The organism is Nostoc sp. (assembly GCF_041747015.1).
GTDB lineage: Bacteria > Cyanobacteriota > Cyanobacteriia > Cyanobacteriales > Nostocaceae > Nostoc.
Map to the genome: position 1 here is coordinate 1 of NZ_JBGTFY010000143.1, position 16229 is coordinate 16229.

The 16229-nt window shown below is 42.1% G+C and carries 16 protein-coding genes and 2 pseudogenes; 9 read left to right on the forward strand and 9 right to left on the reverse strand.

The annotated features are described in order from the left end of the window. A partial coding sequence (locus ACEW80_RS11065) for a tetratricopeptide repeat protein (RefSeq protein WP_373526621.1) occupies positions 1-461 on the forward strand: 461 nt, incomplete at its 5' end. A 44-nt stretch (positions 462-505) separates the two neighbouring features. On the opposite strand, the gene ACEW80_RS11070 is transcribed toward ACEW80_RS11065, so the two are convergent. From ACEW80_RS11070 to ACEW80_RS11085, 4 genes are all read right to left on the reverse strand, one after another. Further along, entirely contained in the window at positions 506-796 is a 291-nt protein-coding gene (locus ACEW80_RS11070; RefSeq protein ID WP_373526622.1) for a type II toxin-antitoxin system RelE/ParE family toxin, read from the reverse strand. A gap of 15 nt (positions 797-811) precedes the next feature. Next, entirely contained in the window at positions 812-1081 is a 270-nt protein-coding gene (locus ACEW80_RS11075) for a type II toxin-antitoxin system ParD family antitoxin (RefSeq protein ID WP_373526623.1), read from the reverse strand. 77 nt (positions 1082-1158) lie between these two features. Beyond that, positions 1159-1545, reverse strand: a complete 387-nt coding sequence (locus ACEW80_RS11080; RefSeq protein ID WP_373526624.1) for a type II toxin-antitoxin system VapC family toxin — start codon at positions 1543-1545, stop codon at positions 1159-1161. A gap of 2 nt (positions 1546-1547) precedes the next feature. After that, complete coding sequence (locus tag ACEW80_RS11085) at positions 1548-1796, reverse strand: type II toxin-antitoxin system Phd/YefM family antitoxin (RefSeq protein ID WP_373526625.1); 249 nt, start codon at positions 1794-1796, stop codon at positions 1548-1550. A 175-nt stretch (positions 1797-1971) separates the two neighbouring features. Here ACEW80_RS11085 and ACEW80_RS11090 point away from each other — a divergent pair, with 175 nt between their 5' ends. The 7 genes from ACEW80_RS11090 to ACEW80_RS11120 all read left to right on the forward strand — a co-directional run bounded on the left by ACEW80_RS11090 (position 1972) and on the right by ACEW80_RS11120 (position 10888). Continuing rightward, positions 1972-2298: a DUF433 domain-containing protein gene (locus tag ACEW80_RS11090; RefSeq protein WP_373526626.1), complete on the forward strand. Its 327-nt coding sequence runs from the start codon at positions 1972-1974 to the stop codon at positions 2296-2298. Between the two features lie 133 nt (positions 2299-2431). Continuing rightward, positions 2432-2764: a hypothetical protein gene (locus ACEW80_RS11095; protein WP_373526627.1), complete on the forward strand. Its 333-nt coding sequence runs from the start codon at positions 2432-2434 to the stop codon at positions 2762-2764. Beyond that, positions 2761-3141: a hypothetical protein gene (locus ACEW80_RS11100; protein ID WP_373526628.1), complete on the forward strand. Its 381-nt coding sequence runs from the start codon at positions 2761-2763 to the stop codon at positions 3139-3141. Before ACEW80_RS11095 ends, ACEW80_RS11100 begins: the two co-directional genes overlap by 4 nt. A 224-nt stretch (positions 3142-3365) precedes the next feature. Beyond that, positions 3366-3713, forward strand: a complete 348-nt coding sequence (locus ACEW80_RS11105; protein ID WP_373526629.1) for a UPF0175 family protein — start codon at positions 3366-3368, stop codon at positions 3711-3713. A 9-nt stretch (positions 3714-3722) separates the two neighbouring features. Further along, entirely contained in the window at positions 3723-3848 is a 126-nt protein-coding gene (locus ACEW80_RS11110) for a hypothetical protein (protein WP_373526630.1), read from the forward strand. A 504-nt stretch (positions 3849-4352) separates the two neighbouring features. Then, a complete protein-coding gene (locus ACEW80_RS11115) occupies positions 4353-5684 on the forward strand; it encodes a P-loop NTPase fold protein (RefSeq protein WP_373526631.1) in 1332 nt (443 codons plus the stop codon). Beyond that, the gene (locus ACEW80_RS11120) at positions 5660-10888 is read left to right on the forward strand and encodes an AAA family ATPase (protein WP_373526632.1); all 5229 of its coding nucleotides are present in this window, start codon (positions 5660-5662) and stop codon (positions 10886-10888) included. The genes ACEW80_RS11115 and ACEW80_RS11120 overlap by 25 nt, the downstream gene beginning before the upstream one ends. A 94-nt stretch (positions 10889-10982) precedes the next feature. Here the strand turns inward: ACEW80_RS11120 and ACEW80_RS11125 are convergent. From ACEW80_RS11125 to modB, 5 genes and pseudogenes are all read right to left on the reverse strand, one after another. Then, positions 10983-11341, reverse strand: a pseudogene (locus ACEW80_RS11125) (XisI protein). Continuing rightward, a pseudogene (locus ACEW80_RS11130) lies at positions 11329-11436 on the reverse strand (fatty-acid oxidation protein subunit alpha); the annotation flags it as partial. The pseudogenes ACEW80_RS11125 and ACEW80_RS11130, both read right to left, overlap by 13 nt. A 13-nt stretch (positions 11437-11449) precedes the next feature. Next, positions 11450-12067 (reverse strand): hypothetical protein, encoded by a 618-nt coding sequence (locus ACEW80_RS11135; protein WP_373526633.1) that lies wholly within the window; start codon positions 12065-12067, stop codon positions 11450-11452. Positions 12068-12596: 529 nt separating this feature from the next. After that, positions 12597-12896, reverse strand: a complete 300-nt coding sequence (locus tag ACEW80_RS11140) for a hypothetical protein (protein WP_373526634.1) — start codon at positions 12894-12896, stop codon at positions 12597-12599. Between the two features lie 12 nt (positions 12897-12908). Further along, positions 12909-14705 carry a molybdate ABC transporter permease subunit gene (modB, locus tag ACEW80_RS11145; protein ID WP_373526635.1) on the reverse strand — a complete coding sequence of 599 codons (1797 nt, stop codon included), beginning with the start codon at positions 14703-14705 and terminating at the stop codon, positions 12909-12911. A 275-nt stretch (positions 14706-14980) separates the two neighbouring features. On the opposite strand from modB, the gene ACEW80_RS11150 reads away from it, so the two are divergent. Next, entirely contained in the window at positions 14981-16087 is a 1107-nt protein-coding gene (locus ACEW80_RS11150) for a calcium-binding protein (RefSeq protein WP_373526636.1), read from the forward strand. The last annotated feature ends 142 nt before the right edge of the window (positions 16088-16229 follow it).

Here is a 16229-nt window from a genome sequence, read left to right on the forward strand (position 1 = left end):
ATGCCCTGGCAATGACAAAGCGCCTGTTTGCTAGCGACCATCCCAATGTGGCTACTAGCTTGAACAATTTAGCATTCCTCTACAAAAGTCAAGGGCGGTACAGCGATGCAGAACCTCTCTACATTGATGCCCTAGCAATGACAAAGCGCCTATTTGCTGACGACCATCCCGATGTTGCTACTAGCTTGAACAATTTAGCAGCACTCTACGATAGACAAGGGCGCTACAGCGATGCCGAACCTCTCTACACTCAAGCCTTGGCAATGTCCGATCGCATTTTAGGAGTTAATCATCCCACTACAGCAACAATTCAAGAAAATCTAGCAACCCTGCAACACCAGTCTACTCCTCGTGCTATCTGGAAACGTCGTTTAGGTCAGTTTGTCCAAATCTTAAGAGCGATATTACTTCTACCCTTTTCCCGGCTGTGGCGATTTGTTAAACAACTAACTCGTAATTAAAACATTGGTGATAGCGATTGAGATTCTAGAAAACAATTAATTTATCAGTAAATAATATCGGGCAAATGCCTTGCACCATGAACAACGCGCACAACTTCAATACCCTCGCTGATATTCCGGTAAAGAATCAGGTAGCGACCAACCGGGAAATACCTTAACCCTGGTGCAATATCAGAACGGGCTTGACCAAGTTCTGGGTTATCAGCCAGCATTTGACATTTTGTATCAATCTGGTTAAGCAATCTGTCAGCTGCTGTTAGATTATCAGCCGCAATGTAAATCCAGATTTCAATCAAGTCTTCTTCAGCTTTAGCAGTGCGGATAAAACGTCCCACAAATCACGCATCCTTTTAAGAAACTTGACCTAAACGCTTACGCGCTTCTTGCTTAATAGCTTCAATATCTGTATATTGTCCAGCACCACTGTCAACTCCTTCTTGCCAAAGACGGCGTAATTCATCAATATTCTGCAACTGCAACAGGCGTTTTTGCTTCCAGTCTTGTAGTGCTTCTCGGATAACTTCACTGCCACTAGCATATTCACCAGATTCCACCGCATCACGCACAAAAGCAGCTATTTCTGGTGTAAGAGCAACACTAATTTTTTCAACATTAGGCATGGCTGGGCATCCTTTTTACTCTAAAGTAGCAAAGATTCCGATCAAAAGTTAAAATGCTCTTGTCTAAAAAAATTCCTTTACCAGATAGTCTCGACAGAATACTGTGCAATCTTCTGGTCGATGGTCACAATTGGCAAATTCTCTACTTGACTTTGGGCAATCAGAATCCGGTCAAAAGGATCTCGGTGGATGTTTGGCAAAGCGGCAACCTGTAGAGTGTGTATCATTTGAGTATCTAGACTCTCGAAGCGGTTCAGTGCTAGTCGGTTTGGAATATATCGCTCTACAGGTTCAGGTAAAGTTAGCTTACCTGATTTAGTCTTGATGACAATCTCCCAGACACTTGCCACGCTCAGAAATAAAAGATTACCTGAGTCAGCAATTATACTACGACTGGTGGAAGATAACTGAGGGTCATCTGTTACCCACCAAAGAAATACATGGGTATCCAGTAAAGCTCTCATCGCTAAACTAGATTAGAACTGTCAAAATCATTTAGGATATCTTCTGGTAAAGGCTCGTTAAAATCTGGTGCAATGATAACTTTACCTTTATCTAATCCAGGAATTCGAGGTAAGGCTGTATCTGTGAGAGCAACTAGACGTGCAACTGGAATACCCTTCTGGGCAATCACGACCTCTTCACCAAGTAATACCTGACTCAGCAATTCCGAAAACTTGGCAGTTACTTCAGAAACATTGACGGTGATAGTCATTTGCTCAAGTAATTGTTAATTCCTCATATTTCTTAGGATAACACTGGCTATAATCGAATTTTTTAGTCGTGTGGCAATGACCTGATTATTAAACAAGCAGCTTGTCGTCAGGCGATGTCGCTGTTCAATTAATACTGTGCTAGTTTAAGAAAAATACTGTAAAAACTCAATCAGTATGATTAGTACGACGACTTCTCGCTACGTGACTCGCCAACCTGAAATTTTGTCCGGTGAACCAATTATTGCTAACACTAGAACACCTGTAAGAGCAATTGTAGAAAATTGGCGTTTAGGGATTAGACCAGAAGAAATTCCGCTACACTTACCTCATTTAACTTTAGCCCAAGTCTTTGATGCTCTGAGTTTTTATTTAGATAATCAAACAGAAATCAATGAATATATCGAGCGCAATCATGTGCCTAATGAATTAGTTCATCCAGCTATCAAAGCCAGACTCAATCAAATCTCATCAACACAAATGCATGGGAGCAACCCGTTGTAGACATTGCTGTTCAATTAATACTGTGCTTTTTTAAGTAAAATCAAATTATAGAAAAGAATTAGTTTATATAAACTGGAGTTAGAGCAAAGCTTATTTTTTTAGACATTAGATATGATTTAGCATCCTTTATTTTATGGACAACCCAAAGCGATGGAGCGTATATGATCGTTACAATAACAATATTTATATAACAGAGGAACGATGGGAACACATTATCGATCCAGAAAATCATCCAGAGATGGAAGAATGTGAGGATAAACTAGAAGAAACAATTAGTTCGGGTCGTAGGACTCAAGACTCATTAAATCCACAAAAATATCGGTACACTCAAGCGTTTGATAATTTACCCTTTGGCAATACCCACATAGTTGCTATTGTTCTATGTCGCTTTAAAGAAGGAAAATCAGGTCAACCAATACCAAATAATTATGTAGTGACGGCATATCAAAAGGAGATGGGTATATGAGCAAGCCAAGTGTTAAATATGATGAAGCAAGCGATACGCTGACAGTTTGTTTTGAGTCTGGCTTGAAAGCGACGGGGGTAGAACTAACAGAACATATCCTATTGCGGATTAATAAACAACAGCGATCGTGTGTAAGTATGGTTTTTTTTGAATATTCAGTATTAGCGCAACAAACAGAGATGGGAACCCGCAGCTTTCCTATTTCTGACTTATCTCAGATAGCCAGCAACTTTAGAGAAATAATCTTTGAGATTTTGTTAACTCCTCCTGTGTCTGATTTTTTAAAGCTTTCTGCTTATACGGTTTCTTTAGCAGAAACTATTCCTATTGTTTCAATTCAGCCTATACCTGTTGAAATAACTCAACTTAGCGCGTGATTGATGAGTTGAGAGAAGAACCTAAGAGGATGTTTGAAAAGTCGTAAAGTATACTAGCCGAGCGACTAGAATCGCTGTTCAATTAATATTGTGCTAGTTTAAGAAAAATAGTGCAGAAACTTAATCAGTATAACCAGTGCGTACACCGAAGGGGTTATCAAAGCGATCGCTTGACTGTAACTCTTATGATAAAACTAATAAACCCTACTTAACACGAGTTGGCAATGAGTCAATTTATCCAACCCATAAACTTGCAAATATCACCTGATTCTTTAAATCAAGGTGAAGAAGCTATCCGCCAGGAATTAGCTTTACATCTGTACGCACAGAATATTTTTACCTTTAGTCAAGCACGTCATTTAGCTAACTTGTCTGTGTGGGAATTTCAGAAACTTTTAGGACAAAACCAAATTGAGCGTCATTACACTGAAGCAGATTTAGCTCAAGATATTGAGATAAATGTACTGCCCCTTAACCAACCAAACATTTATCGAAAAGAAGGGGTTTTAGTTGTAGAGGGAGAATTACCAGAGAACTTGAATGTTAATGCCTTTATAGATGAGTTGAGATAAAAACGCAAGATGCAAGAACATATAGAAGAACTTTTAATTGCAGGACTTGAAAGTGGAGAGGCAATAGAAGTTAATGATCAATGGTGGCAACAAAAACGTACACACTTGATAAACCAGCCGCATCAAGAAAAATAATGACAAAGCGGATAGAAAGGATTTTAGAACAGGAATGATATTGATTAGCGATCGCTTAGATTAGAACTGTCAAAATCATTTAAGATATCTTCTGGTAAAGGCTCTTTAAAATCTGGTGCAATCTTAACTTTATTCCCACTAGGGGTACATAAGCACCTGTGCGCCCTGACAATAGAGTTTAATTACCTAAAAATTCCTGAAACAGAGTTCTATATTCAAAAACACTTTAAAATTGTACCTTCTTTTGGATTGGGTATTTTTAATATTCATCAGATAAACTGATTTTGTCTCAGAAACTTTTGGAAGTATTTCTGCTCACTTAAAATAAAATATCAGCATTGCCTTGTGCTAGATCAAACCTAGATGTAAAAATCATGCGGAATGCTGCTAATTTAGTTAATAGTTTGACTCATATGTACTTAAATTTAAGAATAAATTCCCTAAAATTAATATATTTAGTCAGTAGATTTTGTTATCCCCATTCCTGAGTTAACTCGATTAGTTATGCTCCTAGATTTAGAAAGATTTTATCAAGCTTGCAATCCGAGCAGACCTCTAATCATAGGAAATGCCAGCGATCGCAGGTACTATATCGATTTTGCTGCGGTGCGGGGTGGTAGAATCATCGAAGCTTTGCAGCGCACCATCGCTCGCATATCACCCAATGCACCAACTTGTCAGCTATTTACAGGACATCTCGGCTGTGGCAAATCGACAGAATTGTTGCGGCTGAAAGCTGAGTTAGAAGCGGAGCAATTTCATGTAGTATATTTTGAGTCTACCCATGTCTTAGAAATGGCAGATGTGGATGTAACTGATATTCTACTGGCGATCGCCGGCCAGGTGAGCGAAAGCCTAGAAGCAATGACAATTAGGCTCAAATCTAGCTACTTTACCAAGTTGTTTGGTGAACTTGTCGATTTTCTGCAAACGCCAATTGACATTGGAGTAGAAGCAGAGTTATCTGTAGGGATTGCCAAAATTACAGCTAAAGCAAAAGAAAGTCCCCAATTACGGCGGCGCTTAAGAGATTATCTAGAACCGCGAACCGCAAATATTTTGCACGCAATTAATCAAGAATTGCTAGAACGTGCTATCAAGGAACTGAAAGCCAGGGGTAAAAAAGGACTGGTGGTGATTGTTGATAACTTAGATCGAGTTGCAATTCGAGCTTTACCATCGGGGCGATCTTTACCAGAATACTTATTTATTCAGCGCGGCGAACAGTTACGCAAACTGCATTGCCACGTAGTTTACACTATTCCCTTAGCCTTGACTTTCTCCAACGATAGCGCCGAACTTCAGCATCGTTTGGGGGGAGGAGTCGCGCCAAAGGTGTTACCGATGATACCTGTGCGTCTGCGCTCTGGAGAGATTTTTCCTCAAGGGTTAACAATGTTGCGGCAAATGGTGCTAGCTAGAGCTTTTCCAGACATTTTAGCTAGCGATCGGTTAGGCTTAATTACAGAAGTGTTTGATAGTCTGGAAACCTTAGATCGATTGTGCCTGATTAGTGGTGGTCATGTCCGCGACTTGCTAGGGTTGCTATATGACTGTCTGCGGGAACAAGATCCACCTTTTGATCGAGAGTGTGTTGATCTGGTGATTCAAAGACAGCGCGATTACCGAACTAACGCCATCGACCCCCATGAGTGGGAACTAATCTTTCAGGTAGTGCAACAGCAAAGAGTTAGAGGTGATATAGAATACCATACCCTATTGCGAAGTTTATTTGTATTTGAATACCGCGATCATCATGGAGCTTGGTTTGCCGTCAACCCAGTTTTAGCAGAGACAGAAAAATTTAAATCATGGTTGAACGACACCCACAAGTAGATGTAAGAGCAGCTAACGAGCTGGCTTTACGGAGTTTAGGCAGAGCAATTGCCCTTTCTAGTGGTCAATTTTCCCTGGTTTTGGTGTGCTGCAACTATCGAGTTTTGCAAGAGCAAATGCTGCAAAGACTCGAAGAACTCTCTTCAGGAGTACACCAAATTCAGAAGGTAGTTCTGCCGGATAATGTTAGAAGCCTTTACACAAGTATTCATTTACAACTGCTAACCGAAGCTAATCCGCCGTCGGCGTTGATGATTTTGGGTTTAGAGTCAGTAGATGAACTTGATGATCTACTCAGGTCTATCAATCATATTCGTGATGAGTTTCGCAAACGCCACCCGTTTCCGATGATTTTGTGGGTGAATGAGGAAGTATTGCAAAAAGTAGTGCGTTTAGCACCAGACTTTGCTAGTTGGGCAGCTACACCGATTCGGTTTGAAATGACAACTCAGGCATTGCTGCAATTTTTGCAACAGGAGACTGACTCTTTGTTTGCCACGGTGTTACCAACCGATGCTGCACAACACCGACATCCACAATTTGCAAAGCATTATTTTACTGTGGAGCAAGTTTGGCAACAAAGCTATGAACTCCACTTTGCCATTAAAGAGTTGGATAATCGTGGTATTACCTTAGAGCCAGAATTACACGCTAGTTTAGAATTTGTTTTTGGTCTAGATAATTATATTAGCGATCGCATCAATACAGCTTTAAGGCATTTTCAGCAAAGCTTACAAGTTTGGCAAAAATTGGTGGAGGCAGGGGAGGCAGGGGAGGCAGGGGGCAGGGGGCAGGGGGCAGGGGGAGATGAAGGAGTGTTTTCTTTGCCTACGGCTCCGAGTCGGCCATCTTCTCTACTTTTGCGGCAGGGAGTTTTGCTGTTTTATATTGGACTGTGTTATTGCCGTTTAGCCGAGCAAAATCAAACAGAAAACCGCCGCCATTGGTATACAGCTAAATCTTATTTTCAGCAATGCTTGAATGTTTTACAGGTGGCTGGGCGTTTAGATATAGTTGCTGGATTTATTGGTCAACTTGCAGAGGTTTTGCAATATCTGCAAGAGTGGGATGAGTTGCAGACGGTTGCTCAAAAATCTCTGGAGTTACATCAAACTTATGGTAGTCAAATCCAATTAGCTTGTGACTACGGTTTTCTGGCGCAAGTGGCTGGGCAGCAGTCGCGGTGGGTACAGGCGAGTATATTAGCCCACGTATCACTGCTGAAATTAGGTGAAGCGCAAAAGCACAACGACCCTTATAACTGCTTGTTTCCATTATTATTGGGGCAAATTTACTATTTAGTTTTAGCGAAAGCCCAGCGAAATTTAAGTGAGCCAGAAGTAGCTCGTGAATACTTAGACAAGGCGACAAAAGAACTACCAGCAGCCTTAGAAAGCAGCGCTCATCAATACGATGCCCATCGTTATATTCGCTTATTGCGGACACTGCGATCGCTGTACTTTGAAGAAGGGCGCTATTTGGAAGCTTATTACATTCGACAGAAACGGCGTTCTGTTGAGCAGCAGTATGGTTTTCGGGCTTTTATCGGTGCTGGGCGCTTGCAACCGCAAAGACAGGCGACAAACCCAGCATTAATGTCACCTTCTGGCAGTAGCAGCGTTGCTTTAGAAATTATCGCTTCTGGTCGGGAGCGTGATATTAATAACTTAATTGGCAGAATTAGCCGCGCCGATCAAAAATTGACGGTGATTCACGGTCAATCAGGGGTGGGTAAGAGTTCTATTGTCACGGCAGGCTTAGTTCCAGCACTGCAAAATCGAGCCATTGGCGATCAAATAGCTGTGCCTGTAGTGCTGCAAGTTTACACCGATTGGGCGCGGGAATTAAGGAAATCTTTAATTGAGGCAATGTCTAGTGACACTTCCCTTGCCATCTACGCTGACATCATATCAGAAGTAGCCATTAAACCCGAAGCTTTGCCTGATGCTACACCAGTTCCCATCTTCAGCATTTTACAACAACTAAAAGAAAATGCTAATCACCATCTGATCACAGTTTTAATTTTTGACCAGTTTGAAGAATTTTTCTTTGGTTATAGCGATCGCAATCAAAAGCAAGAATTTGATAAATTTATTAGCGACTGCCTAAATATACCCTTTGTGAAAGTTATCCTTTCCTTGCGAGAAGATTATTTACATCGGTTATTAGACTTTAAACACCTTTCGGCACTGGAAGCGATTAATAATAATATTCTCGACAAGCATATTCGTTACCAGTTAAATAACTTTTCCCCAGAATATGCTAAAGCAATTATCCGAAAATTGACAGAGCGATCGCAGTTTAACTTAGAACCTGCTTTAATTGATGCCTTAATCGAAGATTTATCAACAGAATTTGGCGAAGTCCGCCCCATCGAATTGCAAGTTGTGGGAGCGCAAATCCAAGATGAGCGCATTACGACACTAGAAGAATATCAGCCGTATAGACCCAACAAACTTATCGAGCGATATCTGAAGGAATTGATTAAAGACTGCGGCCCAGAAAATGAACGCGCCGCTTTACTTGTTTTATACTTATTAACAGATGAAAGCAATAACCGACCTTTTAAAACTCGCGCTGAATTGGCAGCGCAGCTAGCAGAATTAGAAGATGCTGCCAAACTAGAGTTAGTGTTAGACATTTTAGTGCGCTCTGGTTTAGTAGTTCTCTTTCCTGATGTACCAGAACGCTATCAACTGATTCACGATTATTTAGTAAATTTGATTCGCTACTTGCAACAACAAGAATCGAGCTTACAGTTACAACTTAACCAACTGCGCTACAAAGTAGAACAGAGTCAAACTGAAATTGAGCGACTTAAGAGCGAACTTAGCCAAAAAAAGCAGCGAACCAAATTGGTAGATTCTCATCCCCAACCGGGATTGGACTTATTAGCCGAATTGCGGGAGTTACACAAGCGGGAAGAATTGAGTCAATTAGAAATTGAACAATTGCGAGCTGAACTTAAAGAGAAAGAGTTAACAGCTAAACTTGCAGAAAGTCAAAAGAAACAAAGGCTCAGTGAAGCTAAATTAAATCGTTCGTTGAAAATTGCACTTACTGCTTCCGTTCTCGCCATACTGGGATTAAGTGTTTCCATAGTGACAGCATTAGATAGCGAAATAAAAACCCTCAGTGCATCCAGTGAAGCCCTCTTTGCCTCGCAAAAAGGTATTGATGCTTTAAAAGAAGGTTTAAAAGCGGCAAGAAAATTACAACAAACAATCTGGGTAGATTCCTATACAAGAGAGCAAGTACAGACGGCACTTTATCAAGCAGTTTCTGGGGTTAGAGAATATAACCGCTTAGAAGGACATATGTCTGGGGTAAATAGTGCTACATTTAGCCCAGACCGCTCTTTAATTGCCTCAGCCAGTGCAGACACTACAATCAAACTTTGGCGTCTAAATGGTAGCTTGGTCAAAACCTTGTTGGGGCATAAAGATGTAGTTAATAGCGTCAGTTTCAGCCCAGATGGTCAAATCGTTGCTTCTGCTAGTCAAGACAAGACAGTAAAATTGTGGAGTCGAGAAGGTCAACTACTTGCGACTCTATTAGGGCATCTGGGTGTGGTGAATAGTGTCAGTTTTAGCCCAGATGGTCAAATTGTGGCTTCGGCGAGTAGCGACAAGACAGTGAAACTGTGGAGTCGGGATAACCAACTGCTCAAAACTTTGCAGGGACATAACGGTGCAGTCTTGAGTGTTACTTGGTCGCCCGATGGTCAAACTATTGCTTCGGCGAGTGCTGACAAGACGGTAAAATTGTGGAGTCGGGATGGTAAGCTGCTCAAAACCTTGCTCTTACATGATGATGCAGTCTTAAGTGTAGCTTGGTCGCCCGATGGTAAAACTATTGCTTCTGCTAGTTTAGACCAGACAATCAAACTGTGGAATCTGGAAGGTAAGCTACTGAGAACCTTATCGGGGCATAGTGCTGGAGTTACCAGCGTCAGTTTTAGCCGTGATGGTAAGACCATCGCTTCTGCAAGTACCGACGAGACGCTCAAACTTTGGAGTTTTGAAGGTGTGCTACTCGGAACCTTGAGGGGACATAATAATTGGGTAAATAGCGTCAGTTTCAACCCAGATGGTCGCACCCTTGCTTCTGCTAGTCGAGATAAAACGATTAAACTCTGGCGTTGGGACGATGTATTATTGCGAAAACCTAAAGCCGATAACGATAATTGGATCACTGGCATCAGTTTTAGCCCAGGAGGCCGCACCCTAGCAGCAGGGAGTCGTGATAAAACCGTAAAACTTTTCAATCAAGACGGTAGACTACTCCGCACCTTCCAGGGGCATCAGGGTGAAGTTTGGGGCGTTAGTTTCAGCCCCGATGGAGGGGCGATCGCATCGGCTAGTAAAGATAAAACGGTGAAGCTTTGGAGCCGCAAAGGTAAACTGCTCAACACCTTGCAGGGTCATAATGATGCCGTTTTGAGTGTAGCTTGGTCGCCCGATGCTCAAGTAATTGCTTCAGCTAGTAAAGATAAAACGGTGAAGCTTTGGAGCCGCAACGGTAAACTGCTCAACACCTTGCAAGGACATGAAGATGCAGTGAATTGGGTAAGTTTTAGCCCTGATGGCCAGTTGCTAGCCTCAGCCAGTGATGACCAAACAGTGAAAATCTGGAACCGAGATGGTATACTATTACATACCTTAACTGGTCATAGTCGCCGGGTGAATGGGGTAGCTTGGTCGCCTGATAGTCAAGCGATCGCTTCAGCAAGTATTGATAGCACAGTCAAACTCTGGAGCCGAGACGGCGATCTGCTATACGATCTCGCCGGAGATGGCGATAGTTTCATCAGCGTCAGCTTTAGCCCGAATGGCAACACTCTAGTAGCTAGTAGTGATGACAAAGTGAAGCTTTGGAGCCGGGAAGGAACCTTGCTGATTGCTTTAAAAGGTTATAAGGATGAGTTAACCAGCATCAGTTTCAGCCCTGACGGCAAGACTCTGGCTGCTGGTAGTGCTAACGGCACAGTAATTTTCCAGAATTTGGCAGATATCCAACTGGATAAATTGCTGGCACGAGGTTGCGATTTACTACACGATTATTTGCAGACTAACCAGAAAGTATTGAAGAGCGATGGCACAGCGTTAGAGAGTCCGCATACTTCTGCAAAGAAGCAAGTCTCGCAGAGAGCATCTGATTCCGCCAACGCCAAGAGCGATCGCGCCTTGTGTTCTGGTGGGTGATAGCACATTTGACTGTTACTTCACCATCTCAAATTTTGGGATGTTCCAATTCCGCAATGATTCATACCGCGATTATGCAACGCCAGAATCGGTTTTAAGCAACACCATAGTTGGTGTAAGGACGCTTGTAGGGAGGATGCAACCCCAGAATAATATCTTCTTTGGGAATACCCATTTCCAATAGTTCTTCACCAACATCGATATCAGTGGTATTTTGCTGAAGCCAAATTTTGCCCTCTTTGATATCGAAGTGTAAGACGGTGTAATAGATTCGCTTTAAACCTTTCCAGCCGATACGCATGAGTTGGTAGCGATGCCTACGGCGGGGCAAAGCCCAACGCGTACTGGGTCAAAAAATAATGCGCTTTCTATATCTTCGTCACGGGATTTATATTGGCTATGTTTTTCCAAGAGGGTTTGGATGCAGGAACGGTAATGCTCTAGTTTATCCATTGCACGATCTCCTCAGTTAAAGGTTCGTAAACAATTAATTTGAGTTGATATCTCTCTTTCACCGTTCGCGCAAATTGGCTTTGAAAGAAAGTATCATAAGGTCTTTGTTTATGCTTCTATCCCCTCCAAAATTCCCAACAAGACTCTGAATAAACTTTCCAAATCATCAGGTACTTTAAACAAATTAATATCTTGAGTAATCAGTTGAGAGTTGCGCTCAAGCTTACCAAACCGCCAGACATCACCCATCGTCACTGCCCCATAAAACACATTTTGTTCCTCAATATGCGATAGAGCAATTAACTCTACAGCTAACTGGGTAAATCCTCTAGTGAGGTCATCATTTTTGGCTTCAATAACCAGCAAATTATTGGTTGACCGCAATAGATAATCAAGATAGCCCTTAAGCCAATTATTGACGGTAAGAGGATATTCTATTCGCATTTGACATTGGCAACAAATAACGACTTCCAGTAGGATAGGAGATACCAGCGTTTCTCTTCTGGCAGTTTCATTGCTGAGACTGACAAAAGGCAAAAAAGTTCTTATTTTTTGCTTGAGTTCTGGCAGGTGATCTAGTTGTCGAGTCGTTTTAGGTAGAGATAGCTCGGCTCTTTTGAGTGAATAGTCGAACTCAGCTAAAATGTCATCGGCTTCATAGGGTAGCTCAAAGTAAGACCGAAAGGTATAGGACTGACCTTCTTGCAAAATTTTTATTTTAGCCATAGCGCATTCATCATTGCTCCTGTTGTTAGGAGGCGAATCCCCTTGATTTGGGATTGGGAATTTACATTCAATTGTAGATTGAATCATCGTTTCTACTTAGCTTCAACCTTCCCATAAAATATGAGGACACAGCGAGGGTGCGATCAGCCCTTGAAGGTGCATCTCTGCGTTCAATGCCAACGACAAGGCCATTGAGCATAAATTTAATCGGCTTGCGAACTGGATAACTCAGATAGTCGGTTTTTTACACAGAAAAGAAGGGTTTCAAATCCGATATGATAAATTTTAATGTCTATCTCTGATTAAATTGTTAATAGCTTTTTCCCAACATTGTTGCTCATTCAAGTTAGGAGATTGACTTTTAATTTTGTTGGTTAACCTTTCACAGGCATGATTATCACCGTGTAAAAGGTTTAATAATTTGTTTTTGGTCTGAGGATGAGCAGGGAAAGAAAACATATATTTTGTGGATTAAACTACTAATCCACTATGCAAATATTTTTCATAATTAGCATCAGAGAATTTTCTGTCAGAGATTTTCCTTATCTTCTTTATAGTTATTGTAAAGTTTTAGCCATTGTTCAAGAGATACAAATACTTCACAATTTTGGTTTTCATCCCACATCCACCATCCCCCAGCTAGACCACTGTAGAAGTTAAAATCAGCAATCTCTCTTAAGGTTAGGTCATCTGAGCATTCCCTGATTTTCTTCCACAGAATAAACTCAAGTCCTGAACACCAGCTAGCTGACCACATTCGCTCACTAAAGCTCATCATCACATCCCGAAAGAATTCTTTAGGGTTTTCCGCGATCGCTGCTTGTTGCATATCTCTGGGGATTCATTCCATCAAAATCAAGCGCAGAGGATCTAAACGCACATACCAAGGAAAAGGTTGGTCTTTCATCGTCGTCCATTTTTCTTTGAAAATTTCAGCTTGCAGATGATAATCTTGAGAATTCTTGCCAGCAGAATGTAGTTTGAGAAACAACGTCATTCGATGGGGCGTTTCACTTGTTCGTATTACCCAGCAGGGAAAGGTATTTTCCTGTGATGAATCGTTGGTGAAAATGAACTGATGGGCACGAATGCCGATGTGGGATAATTCGCCCTTGATTGGTTCAATTACTTGGAGAGTACAACCCCAATCAGTCGCTTCTACCTGTTGTGATGACTGGAGAACAGCACGGGAGAAGTTTTTACATCCGGTAAGTTGGGCGACACTAACGGTAGTAGGATGCTGAAAAATATCATATTTGCTGCCATAATGAACGGCTCTACCATGCTCCAATACCAACAGATTCGGGCAAATCCGGTAAGCTTCCTCCATATTATGAGTGACAAATAGAGTCACACCTTGATAGCCAGCTAGAGTTTCTGTCATTTGCTGTTCTAATTGACTACGCAGATGGGTATCAAGTGCGGAAAAAGGTTCATCTAAAAGCAATGCTTGCGGTTGACTTGCCAATGCTCTTGCTAAAGCTACCCGTTGTTGTTGCCCCCCAGAAAGTTGGTGCGGATAGCGATCGCCTAATCCCTGCAACTGCATCGCTAATAGTTGCTCTTCTACCTGCACTCTAATACTCCCAGCAGATAGTTTTTTGGGCAAGCCGAAAGCGATATTTTGCGCCACACTCATATGCGGAAACAGGGCGTAATTCTGCACTAAAAAACCGATGCGGCGATCGCGGCTGGGCACATTAATTCCTTGTTCCGAGTCAAACAGGACTCTGCCATTTAAAACTATGCGTCCTCTACTTGGTGTTTCTATCCCCGCAAGACAGCGCAAAATCATACTCTTACCAGCACCAGAACCCCCTAACAATCCCAAAGGTTGCTCATTGCTATTGAAAGACACTCTAAGATGAAAACTCGGCAGTTGTTTTTCGATGTCTACAAAAAGTCCAACTGTTGACGAAGGCGCAGACAATAAAGATGATTCACTCCCTTGTCCCCCCATTCCCTCTGCTCCCCTCCTCTTTTCCCTCAATTCTTGCCAGAAATTGACTGCAATAATTCCAGATAGAGAAATCACCATAATTGCGATCGCCCAAAACCAAGCTTCGTCCATTGCTCCCGCTTCCACAGCAAAATAAATTGCCATTGGGATTGTCTGCGTTTGTCCTGGAATGTTACCAGCTAACATCAACGTCGCCCCAAATTCTCCCAAAGCACGGGCAAAAGCGAGCATTGTCGCCGCTACAATACCAGGTAGCGCTAAAGGGAAACTGATGCGCCAAAATATTGTGGCTTCAGCTGCGCCAAGGGTTCTAGCTACTCGCAACAGATTACCATCTATTTGTTCAAAGGCTCCCAGTGCAGTTTTATACATTAAAGGAAAAGATACCACTGTGGCTGCGATCGCTGCACCATACCAAGTAAAGACGATGGTGAAGTCAAAAGCCTGCATGAGTTTCCCTACAGGGCCATTTTTCCCAAAAAATAGCAGCAACAAAAAACCAACCACCGTAGGCGGTAAAATCAGGGGCGCAATAAAGATACCCTCAATCAACGATTTACCTTTGCCACGATATCCCAGCATCCAGTAGGCAGCAGCGATACCCAAAAAGAAGGTGATAAATGTGGCAAGTAATGAAGTTTTGAGTGATATCCAAAGCGGCGATAAATCCAATGGCATAGTTGCGTAGGGAAGAATTAGCTCAACTAATCCCTAATTTACCAACTTTAGTTTAAATATGTTGGTAAAAGTTGGTAAATTACATAATAAATAATCAAGTAAATCCGAAAAACAGCATATTCATATTGGAGAATATGTCAGGACTCACGCAACTATTACATATATCTTCTGTTATGAGGTGTAGAGCGCAGTCTTTGCCTATGCTTTAGCCAACCTCTACGAAGGAAATATGACACTTGCCTAAATCCTCAGAAAATTACAACAGGAATTATTTTATGGCTATCTTCGGCACTTCTGGCAATGACAATTTAAACGGCACTGAAGCCGCTGATATCTCCATTTTTGGCTTTGCAGGCAACGATAACATTAATGGCAGAGGCGGAGACGACATTATCGATGCTGGAGAGGGAAATGACCTAGTTCTTGGCGGCAACGGCAACGACACTATACTAGGTCGCGCTGGCAAAGATACTCTCTACGGAGATAACGGCAAGGATGTTATTTATGGTGAAGCAGGCGATGACTTTATGTGGGGTGGAGCAGGCACGGATATTTTACTTGGTGGAACGGGCAATGATACTTACCTGATTTCTGCAACGGGGGACACGGCTGACACCATTACTGAATATAGTAATCAGGGTACTGATACAGTTTTATCCTACGCTAGCTACACTCTAGGGGCAAACCTAGAAAATTTGACATTGTTGTACTCCGCTACTGCTTACTATGGCTTTGGCAACAACCTCAACAACAAGATTACAGGAAATGATTACTCAAACTATCTGAGTGGCTTGGGAGGAAACGATTACCTTGAAGGTAAAGGCGGTAACGATTATCTCTACGGTGGTGATGGCGTTGACAACCTAATCGGTGGCACTGGTAATGACTCACTCTACGGTGGGACGGGTGGTGATGTACTCTTCGGCGACGAAATCACTAATGGTAGTGGTACTCTCGTAGGTAATGACTACTTGAGTGGTGAAGATGGTAACGATCTGCTCTATGGGGGAGGTGGAAATGACACATTAATTGGTGGTGCAGGCAATGATTTCTTAAATGGCTACGGTAGTGGCAGTAGTACTGGCGAAATCGACAGGTTGACTGGCGGTACTGGGGCAGATACATTTGGTCTTGGTTACAATGGTTCTTTCTCCACCGACATTAACTATTTGGGTAGTGGATATGCCATTATCACAGACTTCAAGTCGTCGGAAGGCGACAAGATTAGGATTGGTGGTAGTATCAATAACTACACTCTCCAAAAAAACTCTAACTTCAGTGGTAGCGCAGCCTTGGATACCCTCATCTACAGAAATAATGACCTAATTGCTGTTGTGCAAGATACTACGAACGTGTTTGCTATTTCAGCCTTTATCGTCTAATTACAGCACTTCCCAAAGTTATGAGGTACACTAATTGATCGAATTATCGTTGTTCTGTGCTAATAGTCGGGTAAGAAAGTTCGTAGCAAGGACTTCAGTCCTTATTTTCTAAGCACTAAAGTGCTTACTACAAACTTTTCAT